Annotated in this window: 12 protein-coding genes; 2 read left to right on the plus strand and 10 right to left on the minus strand. The window is 66.2% G+C overall.

Features of this window, described 5'->3' with window-relative positions; all coding sequences use genetic code 11:
• Positions 1 to 19: 19 nt before the first annotated feature.
• The 4 genes from bla to NED98_RS01215 form a co-directional block, all read right to left on the minus strand.
• Positions 20 to 1042, minus strand: a complete 1023-nt coding sequence (bla, locus tag NED98_RS01200) for a class A beta-lactamase (RefSeq protein ID WP_265311558.1) — start codon at positions 1040 to 1042, stop codon at positions 20 to 22.
• A gap of 278 nt (positions 1043 to 1320) precedes the next feature.
• Positions 1321 to 1779, minus strand: a complete 459-nt coding sequence (locus tag NED98_RS01205; RefSeq protein ID WP_265311559.1) for a VOC family protein — start codon at positions 1777 to 1779, stop codon at positions 1321 to 1323.
• 55 nt (positions 1780 to 1834) lie between these two features.
• Positions 1835 to 2239, minus strand: coding sequence for a hypothetical protein (locus tag NED98_RS01210; protein ID WP_265311560.1), 405 nt, complete (start codon positions 2237 to 2239; stop codon positions 1835 to 1837).
• 80 nt (positions 2240 to 2319) lie between these two features.
• Positions 2320 to 4731, minus strand: coding sequence for an arylsulfatase (locus tag NED98_RS01215; RefSeq protein WP_265311561.1), 2412 nt, complete (start codon positions 4729 to 4731; stop codon positions 2320 to 2322).
• 188 nt (positions 4732 to 4919) lie between these two features.
• On the opposite strand from NED98_RS01215, the gene NED98_RS01220 reads away from it, so the two are divergent.
• Both NED98_RS01220 and NED98_RS01225 read left to right on the plus strand, forming a co-directional pair.
• Positions 4920 to 5069 (plus strand): hypothetical protein, encoded by a 150-nt coding sequence (locus NED98_RS01220; protein ID WP_265311562.1) that lies wholly within the window; start codon positions 4920 to 4922, stop codon positions 5067 to 5069.
• A complete protein-coding gene (locus NED98_RS01225) occupies positions 5059 to 6057 on the plus strand; it encodes a GGDEF domain-containing protein (RefSeq protein WP_265311563.1) in 999 nt (332 codons plus the stop codon). The genes NED98_RS01220 and NED98_RS01225 overlap by 11 nt, the downstream gene beginning before the upstream one ends.
• Positions 6058 to 6148: 91 nt before the next feature.
• Here NED98_RS01225 and NED98_RS01230 read toward each other — a convergent pair whose 3' ends face one another.
• From NED98_RS01230 to NED98_RS01255, 6 genes are all read right to left on the minus strand, one after another.
• A complete protein-coding gene (locus NED98_RS01230; RefSeq protein ID WP_179514533.1) occupies positions 6149 to 6595 on the minus strand; it encodes an RcnB family protein in 447 nt (148 codons plus the stop codon).
• A gap of 152 nt (positions 6596 to 6747) precedes the next feature.
• Positions 6748 to 8166: an MFS transporter gene (locus NED98_RS01235; protein WP_265311564.1), complete on the minus strand. Its 1419-nt coding sequence runs from the start codon at positions 8164 to 8166 to the stop codon at positions 6748 to 6750.
• A 47-nt stretch (positions 8167 to 8213) separates the two neighbouring features.
• Positions 8214 to 8963 (minus strand): GntR family transcriptional regulator, encoded by a 750-nt coding sequence (locus NED98_RS01240; RefSeq protein ID WP_179514531.1) that lies wholly within the window; start codon positions 8961 to 8963, stop codon positions 8214 to 8216.
• Positions 8956 to 9849: an N-acetylmuramic acid 6-phosphate etherase gene (locus tag NED98_RS01245; protein WP_265311565.1), complete on the minus strand. Its 894-nt coding sequence runs from the start codon at positions 9847 to 9849 to the stop codon at positions 8956 to 8958. The genes NED98_RS01240 and NED98_RS01245 overlap by 8 nt, the downstream gene beginning before the upstream one ends.
• Complete coding sequence (locus tag NED98_RS01250; protein WP_265311566.1) at positions 9839 to 11416, minus strand: sodium:solute symporter; 1578 nt, start codon at positions 11414 to 11416, stop codon at positions 9839 to 9841. Before NED98_RS01250 ends, NED98_RS01245 begins: the two co-directional genes overlap by 11 nt.
• 64 nt (positions 11417 to 11480) lie before the next feature.
• Positions 11481 to 14228, minus strand: a complete 2748-nt coding sequence (locus NED98_RS01255; protein WP_265311567.1) for a TonB-dependent receptor domain-containing protein — start codon at positions 14226 to 14228, stop codon at positions 11481 to 11483.
• Positions 14229 to 14250 lie beyond the last annotated feature (22 nt).

Below are 14250 nucleotides of genomic sequence, written 5' to 3' on the forward strand. Positions count from 1 at the left end.
ACGCTGCGTGCGCGCCGGTTCAGCGCGTCGCGAAATAGTCGAACAGGCTGCGGCTGATCTCCGCGATCGCGCGCTCGCGCTGCGCCTCCGGCAGGCTGCTGCTCTTGGTGTAGACCGCGATCAGCAGATGCCCGCGGTCTCCCGGCAGCGTGATCATGCCGACATCGTTGATCGAGCCGCCGATCGTCCCGGTCTTGTGCGCGACCGTCGTTCCGGCGGGCAACAATCCCTTGATCCGCGCCGCCCCGGTTTCGCAGCGCTCCATCACGCTGCGGAGGAAATCGCGGCTTTCGGGCTTGAGCAGCGGGCTCGCGAGCAATTTACCGAGCAGATCGACCATCGCGACGGGCGCCGACGTGTCGCGCGGATCCTTTTCGAACGCGGCGTTCGCCGAATAGGCCGACTTTTCGATATCGGCATCGCTCAGGCCGCGCGCCATCAATGTCTTGACGAAGGGCGACCCGGCGGGAACCCCGTAAAAGTCGTTGAGAAGATCGTTCACGCTGCGATCGACCTGCATCTCCGCGATGCCATTGGCGCGAAGCCAGGCGGTGACCGCCGCCGGGCCGCCCGCGAGCGCAAGGATTTTGTCGGTCGCGGTGTTGTTGCTCTGCGTGAGCATCAATTCCATCAGATTGGCGACCGACAGCATGACGCCGGGATGGACCACGCGATTGGCGACCTCGCCGGTCTGGTCGACATCCGCCTGCGTCACCGCGATCATCCGATCGAGCCGCATCTGCCCCTTGTCGACGAGCGACAGCAATGTTCCCGCGATCGCGACCTTATAGGTGCTCGCCATCGGGAAACGCTCTGCCCCCGCGACCGCACCGCTTTCGCCGGTTTCGAGCAGTCGGAAGGCCACGCCGACCCGGCCCTTGATCTGCTTTTCCAGCGCGGCGACCTGCGCGTCGACGGCTTGCTGTACCGATGCCGCCGCGGGACGTTGCGCTGCCGCGGTGATCCCGGCAGGCGACGGCGCCGCGACCGCCGGGGCGGCCACCAAAGCGATCAATGCAACATGGGCAAAGAGTTTCAACATCATCCCCCCTCCCGCGAGGCGCATGCCCCCCCCGGGCGTCAGTTTTCTATTTAGAGAAATATTTCCATAATGGCGGGATCGAGTCAATATTATTTCTGAAACGGGAAGTTGCGTCCCGTTATGAAAAGATTGCCCTCCGCCGAGCCGCCCGAGCGGATCAAATATCATCGTATGTGAAGGGCTTGCGCGGCGACGGGGACAGGATCGCGGGCGAGCGATACCGCTGTCCGCGGCCGCGACCGGCTATTTTTCGAAAAAAGTCGCCCCGGCTCGCGACGCTATTTCGACGGCGGCTTTGGTTCCCAAAGCTCGATCTTGGTCCCATCGGGATCGACGATCCAGGCGAATTTCCCGCTGGGATCACTGTCGTCGCGCTTGATCGGGACAACGCCCTTGGCTTTCAGGCGATCGAGGAAGGATGCGAGATCGTCGACCGCGAAATTCAGCATGAACTCGCGCTTCGACGGCGTCATATAATCGGTCGCCTGATCGAACGCGTTGACCGTAATGACCGGCGGATGGTTCGCCGCATCATATCGCAGCAGCGCCCCGCCCCAGCTCTCGATCCTGATGCCGAGGACATCCCGATACCAGGCCATCAGTTTTTTCGGGTCGGGACTCTTGAAGAAGATTCCGCCCAAACCGGTGATCCGCCCGGCCGGCTCCGCTGAAACCGCCCCCGGCATCACCGAGAGCCCCATGACGACGAGCAACAACAGCCGACGGGTACAGGGCACGACATCGAGTCCCCCTATTGTTTCGGCGCGATCGTAGAAGGCGGTGCGCCGCGTTTCAATGCCGCCCGGCGCCGCGCGGACCGACCGCCAGCGCCATCATGATGCGGGTCGAACAAATCGCGCAATCGAGCGCGCTGGCGGCGCCCTCGGGGCAATCGATGCACGACCGGCGCGGCGTGGAGCCGTCGACGATGCCGAGCAGCAAACGCTCGTCGCCGGAGAGCGCGGGGGCCTCCCCGCATCGCATCGGCCGCGCGATCGCGATTTCGAACAGCGCGCACAGGCTGTCGAACACCGGGGCAAGCATCATCGCATCGGCGGATTCGAGCGCCCGCGCGAGGCACGGCTGGGTCGGTTGCCCCGTGTCGCGCGCCTCACGCCAGCATCTCACCGCACGGATCACGAGAGCCAAACCAGTCGGCGCATCGCCCGGGAGCGCGTGATCGGTCATCGGCGCCATGTCCGTTCATTGTTGAGAATCGTTCGCAACAATGGGCGCTTTTACCCGGCACGGCAAGCCATGACACCGGGGGACCCCTATCAATCGGGGGACGAGCGAGTCCGGCCGGCGGGGATGTCGAGATGGAGGTCGATCCGCTCGAGCGTCCCGCTGAAGGGGAATGGCACCTTATAGTCCTCGTCGACCGGCGTGCCCGTATCGCTGCCGATGCTGACGCCCTCGGTCGAGAACCAGCCGGGCACGGTATGCTCGATCCGTCCCTGTGCCAGATCCTTGCCGTCGGCCTTCAAGGTGAACACGCCGCCCTTCCCGAAGCCACCCCCGTCATATTTGAAGTCGACGACGATGGCATGCTTGCCCGGGGCGAGCGGAACCTGGCTGTCGAGCCGCACCGACTGGCCGGGGAAATTGAAGAATTTATAGATGAAGCTCGGCTTGCTCTTGTACATGACGAGCCCCCAGCCGCCGAAGCGGCCGCCCTCGGTCACGAGCACGCCCTCCGCGCCCTCGCGCGGCACGTCGACGGTCGCGGTCAAGGTGAAGGATTTGTTCTTCACCTCCGGGAAAGCGGGATCGGGCAGCCGCGGGCCGGGATAGAAAGTAAAATCGCGCCGCCCCGCGAACGCCGACGGGCGCTGATCGGCCTGCATCCGCGCGATCGTGCTCGGATCGAGCGGCAGGACGTTGTACTTCCTCGCTTCCTCAAGGAACGCCGCCTGCATCTTCTTCAGCCGTTCAGGCTCTTTCGCGGCGAGATCCTCGGCCTCCGAATAATCCTTGGCGACATGGTACAATTCCCAGGTGAAGGCGTTGGCGTCGAAAGGCTGGACCGCCACCCAGGGCAGCCGCTTGGGGTGCGTCGCGGCGACCCAGCCGTCCTGGTAGATCGCGCGATTGGCGAACATTTCGAAATATTGCGTGGTGTGCCGGTCGGGCGCCGCGGCATTGTTGAAGCTGTAGACGAGGCTGGTGCCTTCGATCGGCTTCTGCTTCACGCCATTGACGTCGGTCGGCTGGGGGATGCCGATCGCTTCGTAGAGCGTCGGCGCGATATCGATCACATGGCTGAACTGCGAGCGGATCTCGCCGTGCGCCTTGATCCGCGCCGGCCAGGAGATCGTCATGCCGTTGCGCGTGCCGCCCCAGTGCGACGCGACCTGCTTGGTCCACTGGAACGGCGTGTCCATCGCCCAGGCGAAACCGGCCGGATAATGTTCGTCGGACATCGGCCCGCCCATCTCGTCGAGATGGTTGATCATGTTGGCGACGGTATCGGGGACGCCGTTCAGCCCGGCCATCTGGTTGATCGACCCGTTGAGGCCGCCTTCCGCGCTCGCGCCGTTATCGCCCTCGATATAGATGATGATCGTATTGTCGAGCCGGCCCTGGGCGCGCAATTCCTCGATCACCCGCCCGATCTGATGATCGGAATAAGCGTTGGTCGCCGCATAGACTTCCATCAGCCGCGCCGCGACTTTCTTCGCATCGGGCGACAGGCTGTCCCAGGCAGGGATTTCCGGCGGTCGCGGGGTAAGCTTCGCATCGGCGGGAATAACGCCGAGCTTCTTTTGCCGCGCGAAGGTCTCCTCGCGCAATTTGTCCCACCCCTGGTCAAACTGACCGCGGAATTTGGCGATCCACTCCTTGGGCGCCTGATGCGGCGCATGCCCGCTGCCGGGGGCGTAATAGAGGAAGAAGGGCTTGTCGGGCGCCTGCGTCCCCACCGTCCGCAGCCAGTTGATCGCATGATCGGCGAGATCGCGGTCGAGGATGTAATTGGGGTCGTTCGCGGGCGGCTCGACCGGGTTGCGGTTCTCGGTCAACGCCGGCGCCCATTGGTCGGTCTCGCCGCCGTTGAAGCCGAAGAAATAGTCGAACCCCAGCCCGCTCGGCCAATTGTCGAATGGCCCGGCCGGGCTGTTCTCCCAATCGGGGATATTGTGGTTCTTGCCGAGCCAGCCGGTCGCATAGCCGTTCTGGCGCAGGACCTCGGCGATCGTCGCCGCGCTCTTCGGGATGATCGAGGTATAGCCGGGGTAACCTGTCGCCAGTTCCTGGATCACCCCGGTCCCGACCGAATGGTGGTTGCGCCCGGTGAGCAGCGCGGCACGGGTCGGCGAGCATAATGCCGTGGTGTGGAACCGGTTGTAGCGCAGCCCGTTCGCGGCGACCGCGTCGAAGACCGGGGTCGGCACCGGCCCGCCGAACCCGCTATAGGTGCCGAAGCCGACATCGTCGGTCATGATCAGCAGCACGTTGGGCGCCCCCTTCGGCGCGACGACCGGCGGCGGATAATGCGGCTTGGACGATTCCGCCGGCGTGACCCCCAAAGTGCCTTGATAGGGCGGCACCGGACGCGGCAGCACCGTGGCGGGGCTGAACACGCCGGACGGCACCGCGGTCGATTGCGCCGCGGCCTGCGGAGCGACCGGCAATTGCCCGATCGTCGCCAGAACCGAACAAGCGTATAGCCAGCTTCTGGATTTGATCATCGCTCCCTCCCCTGTCGCCGCATCTCGTGACGCATTCGTGCGACCACGATCTTATGTCGCGATCCGCATCAGTCCAGAACATCTATTGCTTGCGCCACACGCTCGCGCTTGTTGAATAGTGTACGAGCGTGCAGGCAATCCGCAAGCCCCTCGCCGCCGCCAGATCTTTTGTGTAAAGATCTAGAGCCATGGATATTGATAAATTAACTCGACTTCTCAGTATCTTCGCAATCGAAGTAATCGGCACGGACCTTTGCGGCGGAACGCTCATCGCGCGATGGGACGCAACTCTGCCCGACGGTTTCGGCACCCAGGAGAAGGATGGCAATGCCAATTGAAAAACAGGCAACAGGGCCGAAAATCCTTCGCTTTCTCGACGATCATCGACTGCAGCACAGCCCGGCCAATTATGCCTTCGTCCATCGCGTCCTGATCGAGCAGGATGCGGTGCTGAAGGCGGAGGTGGAGCGGATCGTCGACGGCGGCTTCCGCATCGGCCCTGACGAGGTGGCGCGGCTCGCCGGCGAGACACCGGCCGAACCGGCCCCGGAACATCATGGTGCGTCGCAGCTCGATCGGCTGACGTTGCGCGTCCTCGACATCATCGGCGATGCGGCCAGCGCAACCGGCGATCTCAATCGCGATCTGGTCAGCGCCGCCGCCTCGCTGGTCGGCGCGGCGGAATCCAGCATTCGCTCGGTCGTCTCCGCGATGATCGAGCGGACGACGCTCGCCGAAGCCAGCCTCGCCGATGCGACGCGGCAAGCGCAATCGCTGCGCGCGGAGCTCAACGCGCTGCGCACCGATGCGAGCCGCGACCGGCTGACCGGGCTTCTCAACCGCGCGGGGGTGGAGGAAAGGCTGGCGACCGCGATCGCATCCCCCAAGGGGTGTGCGATTGCGCTGATCGACATCGATCATTTCAAGCGCGTCAACGACGGCCACGGCCACGCGGTCGGCGACCGATTGCTGCGCACGGTGGCGACCGAACTGGCGGACTCATGCCAGCCGCACACCGTCGCGCGCTGGGAGGGCGGGGCATTCCTGATACTGATGGAAGACATGACCGCGCGCGATGCCAACGCGATCATCGACACCGCACGTGTGCGTCTCGCCAGCCGTCGCCTGAAGGTACGCGAAAGCGACGCGCCGCTCGGCACAATCACCTTTTCGGCGGGCATCTCGTCGTCCAGGGGACGCGCCGTCCCCGCGTTGATCGCCAGCGCCGAGGCGTTGCTCGATCGTGCCAAGAATGGCGGGCGCAATCGGACCGAAATCGAACCGCCGCTGGTGGAGATTCTGTCGCCGCCGAGCGGGCGGGTTTAAGGAACACACCTCTCCGTCCCGCGGGATCGCCAGAAAACAGACGGGGCGACGGAAACCCGCCGCCCCGAACCGCATTTCCCTGTGGCGGCTGTTACCAGCGATTGCCCATCTGGCTGCCCAGGATCAGCCCGATGACGCCGGAGGCGATCGCGGCCATCACGATATCGCCGTTGTCGTCGCGATAATAGCGATAGCCGGGGCGGGGCGGCGGCAGATTGTAGCGCCGCCAGTCGTTGACGTAATAACGATTGTCGTTCCAATAAGTGAAGCGCTGCCCGGTACGCCAGCGGCCGCGATAGCCGTTATAGCCGTAGCGGCCGCCGTAATTGTGCCAGCGATATTGCGACCGCCCGTCGCGATCGTCCCGCCATCCACGGCGACCATTGTCGTGGCGCTGGTCGCGCCAGTCGCGGCGCCCATCGTCGTCGCGCCGGCCGCGATCGTGATCGTCCCACCGGCCCTGCGCGGTGGCAGGCACGGTCGACAAGATCGATGCCATTGCGGTCAGCCCCGCCAGCGTTCTCGAGAGCAATCTCATCGCTGAACTCCTTTCATTCGTCCGAAAGACGACATGCTATTCCGCCACTTCCGGGCGAAACTGCGGACGTAATCTCACCCACTTAGGCACGAATACGCAAGCGACTTTCGCCAGAAAGCGGTGCATTCGGGGTGGCGGACCGGCCGCGCGGCCTATTCGGCGGTCAAACGCTCGGGCTCGAGCAGCAACAGTGCGGCGATGCCGGCGACGGCGCTGACCCCGGCCGCGACGAGGCAGGCCGTCGCCACGCCGTGCACCAGCACCGCGCCGCGCCCCGCGAGTATTGAGCCGAGCAATGCGGTGGCGATCAGCCCGCCGGTGCGCGCGAGCGCGCTATTGGCGCCGTTCGCGGTGCCGACATGCCGCTCGTCGACCGAATTCATCACCGCCGTGGTGAGCGGCGCCACCGCCCCGGCCATGCCGAGCGCGATGACCAGCAGCCCGGGCATCACCCCCGTCCAATAGGATTGCGTCGGATCGATCCGGCTCGCCAGCAGGAACCCGGCCGCGACCACCAGCGGCCCGATCGTCAGCGGCCAGCGCGGCCCGATGCGCGCGGCGAGCTTGCCCATCGCACGCGAGGCGAGACCGATCACGATCGACAGCGGCAGCAGCGCCGCGCCGGCCTGGGTCGCCGAATAGCCGCCCGCCCCGATCAGCAGGAACGGGAACAGCACGAACAGCCCGCCCAGCGCGCCATAGAGCAGCAACGTCAGGATCGAGAGCCCGATATAGGATGGGGTCGCGAACAGCCCGAGCGGCATCATCGCGCGGTCGCCGCGGCGATGCTCGACCCACAGGAACAGCAGCAGCGCCACGCCACCCACGCCGATCGCCCAGCCGCCGCCGCGCACCGCGACATGGCCCGACAATACGGTCAGCCCCCAGGTCATCGCGCCGAGGCCGATCGTGGCAAGCCCCGCGCCCGGCCAGTCGAGCCCGCTGCCGGTCTCGCCCCGGCTCTCGGGGAGGTAGCGCCAGCCGAGCCACCCCGCGCCGATCGCGAGCGGAATGTTGATGAGGAAGATCGCGCGCCAGCTCACCGCGTCGATCAGCGCGCCGCCGATGAGGGGGCCGATCGCGCCGGCCGCCGCGCCGGCCGCGGCCCAGGTGCCGATCGCCTTGCCGCGCTCCTCTCCGGCGAAAGCGGCGCCGAGGCTCGCGAGGCTGTTGGGGAGCAGCATCGCCGCGCTGATCCCCTGGATCGTTCGCCCCGCGATCAGCCAGTCCAGCCCCGGCGCCGAGAGGCACAGGATCGACGCTGCGCCGAACGCCCCCACCCCCAGCAGGAACATGCGCCGGCGCCCGTAAAGGTCGCCCGCCGCCCCGCCGAGCAGCAGCAAGGCCGACAGCGGGAGCAGATAAGCGTTGACCACCCATTGCAGCTCGGCGGGGGAAGCGCCGAGCTCGCGCCCGATCGCGGCGAGCCCGACATTGACGACCGAGCCGTCGACGAACGACAGGCTCGATGCGAGCACGGTGGCGAACAGGATCGCCGTGGCATGGCGCGGCTCCCGTCCCGTTCCGGAAACGGTCGTCGCGGCGTCGCACGGTGCGGGAAGGCCCGTCATCGCAACATCATAGCCGGATGCGGGGCGTAGGGGAAAGCGCGGCGCGGCTATTCGAGCCGGGAAGAGGTTTGCGCGCCTTCGAGATCGGAGACGAAGACATAGCGATCGGCGCGATAGGTCGAGCGGGTGAATTCGACCGGCCGGCCGTCGGCCAGAAAGGCCATCCGCTCTATACGCAGCACCGCGGCATTCTGCTCGGTCGAGAGCATCCCCGCCTCGGTTGGCGCAGCGAGCGCGCCCTGGATGCGCTGCTTGCCGCGCACCGGGCGGTGACCGTTCTTTTCGAGCGCGGCGTAGAGCGAATCGCCGATCTGATCGAGATCGGGGAGGAATTCGGCAGGGACCACGGCATGTTCGATCGCCAGCGGCTCCCCGCCCGACAAACGCACCCGCCCGAGCCGCGCGACCCGCGTCGACGTCGCGATCCGCAGCATCGCCGCCTCCTCGTCGGTCGGCTGGGCATAGGCCTTGATCATCCAGATCACGCCCGGGTTCTCGCCGCGCTTATGGGCGTCGTCGGTGAAGCTGCTGAGTACCGACCCCGGCGTTTCGATGCGCCGCGCGACGAAGGTGCCCGACCCCTGTTTGCGGACGAGGATGCCCTCTTCGATCAGCTGGTTGATGCTCTTGCGGACGGTGACGCGCGACAGCCCGGTCAGCTCGGTCAGCTCGCGTTCGGAGGGGAGCGCATCGCCCGGATCGATCCCGCCGCCCGCGATATGGTGGCGCAGGTTGCGCGCGAGCTGGAGATAGAGCGGCGTATTGTCGTCGCCGCGCGCGAGCAGGATATCACGCATCGGCGGCCCGCCACGCGGTGATCGCCCGCGAAAGATCGCCCCCCGCCTGCGCGAGCGCCTGCCGGGCCTGCACCTCGGTCGCGCCGAGCGCGATCAGCACCGCGGGCTTGATCTCGCGGCCGGCGGCATCGAGCGCGTCCGCCGCCGCCGCCATGTCGACGCCGGCGATGTCGCGCACCATTTCGCGACCACGGTGAAGCAGCTTCTCGTTCGAAACCCGCATGTTCACCATCAACCCGCGATGCACCCGGCCGAGCCGCAGCATCGTCGCAGTCGACAGCATGTTCAAGACCGCCTTCTGCGCGGTCCCGGCCTTCATCCGCGTCGAACCGGCGACGATCTCCGCCCCGGTCCTGACGGTGATGCCATGTTCGGCCGCGCCCGCCAGCGGGCTATCGGGATTGTTGGCGAGGCCGACCGTCAGCGCCCCCGCCGTGCGCGCCGCGACGATCGCGGCGACGGTATAGGGCGTGCGGCCGCTCGCAGCGACGCCGATCACGACGTCCGAGGCGCCGATCCGTGCTTCCGCGACCGCATGCCGCGCCGCGGCTTCGTCATCCTCCGCGCCTTCGGCGCTCTCGGTCAGCGCGGCGAGTCCGCCCGCCATCAGGAACAGCACGCGCTCGCGCGGCCAGCTATAGGTCGGATAGAGCTCGACCCCGTCCTGGACCGCGACGCGCCCCGAGGTGCCGGCGCCGACATAGACCAGCCGCCCCGTCTCGCCGAGCCGCACCGCCGCCGCATCCGCCGCGCCGGCGATCGCGGGAATCTGCGCCTTGATCGCGGCGACCGCAGCAAGCTGGCCTTCGAGCATGGCCTCGACCGCAATTTCGGTCGGCCAGCTTGCAAGGTCGATATAACGCGGATCGATGATCTCAGTATTCATGCTGTCCTCGGGGATGAACGCTAACACGATCCGCACCCGACGGGATGACGCAGATCAAAAAGGCGACCAGCGTGCCGATGCACAGCTGATAGGGAAAGGCGAGCGTGGCGAGCACCGGCGGCAGCCCGATCGCGCGCGCGATCGCGGGCTGGAGCAGCAGCACCGCGACGAAACCGCCGAGCAGCGCGGCGATCACCGACGCGGTCGTGCCGCGCCGGGTGAAGATCGCGGTGAAATAGACCCCGAGCAGCCCCGCATAGGAAAACACCATCACCTGCAGCGCGAATTCGAGCAGCCCCATATTGGTGTGATGCTGCCAATAATATGACACGACCGCGGTACCGAACATCGCGACGCCGATCAGCGCCATGCCGACCCGGCCGGCGCGGACATAATGCTGCTCCGCCACCGTGCCGCGCTTCTCGCGCCACGGGCGATAGAAATCCTGCACCGCGACCGACGACATCGCATTGAGCGCGGAGTTGGTCGTCGCCACCGCCGCCGCAATCACCCCGATCGTCACCAGCCCGCGCAGCCCCGACGGCACCTGCGTCAGGATATAATGCATGAAGATGCTGACCTTCTCGCCGCCGAAATGCCGCGCGGCGGAGGCGGTGGCGCCGCCCATCAGATCTGGCCGGTCGTAGAAGACGTAGAGCAGCAGGCCGATCGTGATGAACACCGCGACCACCGGCACCGTCGCCAGCACCGAGAGATAGAGCCCGCGCGCGCCGGTCTTGGCGTCGCGGCAGGCGAGCAGCCGCTGGGTGGTGTCCTGGTCGAGCCCGGCATTGCCGATGTAGAGCAAAGCCACCCCGGTGACGACCGCGAGCATCGAGAAGGGCCGCGACAGATCAAGCGAGAAATCGAACAGCCTGAGCTTGTTCACCCCCTCCGGCGTATGCATCACGCCGTGGATGATCTCCGCGGTGGAGGCCGGGATCGACAGACGCAGGAAGACGAGCACCGCGACCGCCGCGCCAAGATAGATGGCGAATTGGATGAGGTCGTTCCACAATACCGATTTGAGCCCGCCCACGAAGGTGAACAGGAAACTCGCGATCATCAGCGCCGCGGCGGCCACGGTGATGCTGCCCGGGGTGACGTTGCCGGTCATCACCATCGCGATCGCGATCGCGGCGAGATAGACCCGTGCGCCTCCCGCCAGCACGCGCCCGGCGAGGAACATCCCCCCGGCCCAGCGCGTCGCGCGGATGCTGTAGCGCTTGGTCAGCAGTTCATAAGCGGTGGTCGCCTCGACCGCGTAGAAACGCGGGATCAGCACGCGCGCGACGAACACCGCGCCGATCAGCCCGCCGATATTGGTGCTGAGATAGGAATAGTCGCTCGAATAGCCGTAATCCGGCCCCCCGAGGAAGGTCGCCGCCGATTGCGTCGCCGACAGCACCGAAATCGCCGCCAGCCAGGCCGGCACCGTCCCCCCGGCGAGGAAATAATCGCGAGTGGATTCGGTGTGACGCGGCATGAACAGCCAGCCGCCCGCGAACAGCACTGCGATATAGCCCGCTATCACCATCCAGTCGGCAAGCGTGAAGGGCAGAGTCATCCGGTTTCCCGTCCCAGAGGGTCGCGGCGGCGCGGCATCATCCGCGCCGCCGCTTCCCGCGCGATCAGAAGCGCGCGGTCAGCGAAAGGCCGTAGGTGCGGCCCATCACGTCATACGTATCGGGGAAGGTGTTGAACACGCCGCCCGCCGCGACCAACGGCGGATCCTTGTCGGTAAAATTGTAGATGCCCCCGCTGAGCGTCAGATTGTGGGTCAGCGCATAGGATGCCGAGAGGTCGAACGTGTCCTGCGCCGGCAGCGTGTTGGTCGCGCCGGGGGCGCTGTTCTTCACCTTGCCGATGCGGTTCCAGTTGAGCTGGACCAGCCCACCCTCGAAGGTCCAGGCGACCGCGGCATTGTGCCGATAGGCCGGCTGCACCAGCGTCGTCCCGTCGCTCGAACAGGTCGCGCCGAACGTCCCCTTGCACTGCACCGGAGCGACGGTCGAGTTCGCCTGGATGATATAGCTGGTGACGATATTGCCCTGATAGGAGAAACGCATCCCGGTGCCGGGCAGCCAATCCGCCAGCAAGGTATAATTGGCGGCGATGTCCAGCCCGCGCTGCGTCAGCCGGCCGAGGTTCTGGTTGTTGACATAGGCGTTGACGAAATGGCCGTTCGCCGGATCGCGGGTGACCAGCGCACACAACGGGTTGTTCGCGGTCGGATTGGTGATGTAGCAGCTGGTGATCGCGGCGACCGGCTGGATCACGCCGACCGCGCCCTTGAGGTTGAGCTCATACCAGTCGACGGTCAGCGTGAAGCGCGGCATGAAGGTCGGGGTCAGCACGATGCCGACGGTCTTGGTCTTGCCGATCTCGGGTTTGATCGCCGCGTTGCCGCCGTAATAATAATTGCCCTCGAGATAGCTCGGATCGAACGAATTGGCCGAGCCGACCGCCGGCGCGCCGAAGCGCTGGCATTGCGCGACATTGCCGGTGCCGAGGACGCAGGGGTCGCCCGCATAGCGCGGCGCGAGCCGCGGCACGGTGACGAGATTGTTGAACGGCAGCGACGAGGTGGTCGCGGCGAATTCGCCGAAATTCGGCGCGCGCAGCACGCGCTGATAGGTGCCGCGCAGGCGGATGCTGTCATCGACCTGCCAGTTCGCCTCGACCTTCCACGTCCCGTGGTTGCCGAACAGATTATAGTCCGAATAGCGATAGGCGCCGCCGACATCGAGCTTCTTGATCAGCGGCAGATCGCGCAGCACCGGCACGAACAATTCGCCGTACAGCTCCTTGACGTCGAACACCCCGCTATAGGCCGCCTGCACGCCCTGACGATAAGTATTGCCGGTGAGCAGCGCACTATCCTGCGTGATCTGCGCGGTTTCGCGGCGATATTCGGCGCCGACCGCAAATCCGATCGGACCTGCCGGGAGCGCGAACAGATCGGCGAGCGTGCCGCTGATGTTGGCCGAGGTGACGAGCTGATCGCGGTTGCGGTTGAAGCCGTTGATCGTCGTGCCGAGCGCCGCCGCGATCCCCGGCTGGTTCGGCCCGAAGATGTTCACCTTGTTGGCATTCGCCGCGAAGTTATTCGCGCCACTGGCATCCCTGACAAGACCGTCGCCGGTGATCGGCGAGTTTTCGGTCGATCGGCCATATTGGCCGTAGACGTTCCATTTGATGTTGTCGGTGATCGGCCCGCGCAGCCCGAGCTGGCCCTGGAAGGTATTGCGCTCGGTACGATAAGTGATCAGCCCGAGCTCGGCGAGCGAGCGCTGGACATTCACCTGCGCGACGCCGTTGACGAAGGTCAGCTGGTTGCGGATCGCATCGGTGAGATAGGGGTTGGTCGCGCTGATCCCGACCGTCTGGTTGATCGACGGCGGGTTCGGCCCGGGCGTGCCCGACTGTTCGGTACGCGCATTGGTGTAGAGCACGCGGCCATAGAGTTCGACCGCGGGGGTGATCTCATAATTGAACAGCGCGGCGGCGTTGATCCGCTTGAGCGGCTCGATCAGCGGATAATTGGCGCTGATGTTCGAGGTCGCCGAGGGGTTGGTGGTGAACTGGCCGCCGTCGGTGAAGCCGAAGCGACGCCCGCTCGCGACGTCGGTAAACAGGCCGCCGATGCTGGGCACGGTCGAGGTCGGGGTGATCGCCCAGTCGCGCGACCCCGACAGTGTCTGCTCGCGCTGCGTGTAATCGAGCGCGACGACGATATGCCCGCGATCGCCCAGCGGCGTCCCGAGCATGACCGATGCGCCATATTGCTTGCCGCCATGTTCGGCGAGGCGCGTCGAGGCGGAGGCCTGAACGCCCTTGAAATCGTCATTGAGGATGAAATTGACGACGCCGGCCACCGCGTCGGCGCCATAGACCGCGGCGGCGCCGCCGGTCAGCACGTCGACCCGCTTGATCAGCGAGGCCGGCAGCGCGTTGACGTCGACCGAGTTGCGGAAGCTGAACGGCACCGCGCGGGTGCCGTCGATCAGCACCAGCGAGCGGCTCTGGCCGAAGTTGCGCAGATCGAGCACCTGCGCGCCAAACGAATCGCTGCCCTGCGACGCCTGGCGCACGCCGCCGGCGAGCTGCGGCATCTTGGTCGAGAAATCCTCCACCGTCAGCGCCGACTGGAGCTTGATCGCTTCCTGCGAGGTCGAGGCGACCGGGCTGGTCGCGGTGAGATCGGTGCGCGGGATGCGCGAGCCCGTCACGACGACTTCATGCTGCTCGGTGGCGGCCTCCGGCGCCGGCTGCGCGATATCGGTCGCGGTCTGCGCGGCGGCGAGCGACGGCGATTGGGCGAGCGCGATCGCCAGCACGGTCCAGGCGCTCGCCCGGCGGAAGTTCGTCGATGTCATCTTATATCTCCCCTGCCTGCGC

Source organism: Sphingomonas lycopersici, assembly GCF_026130605.1.
Taxonomy (GTDB): domain Bacteria; phylum Pseudomonadota; class Alphaproteobacteria; order Sphingomonadales; family Sphingomonadaceae; genus Sphingomonas; species Sphingomonas lycopersici.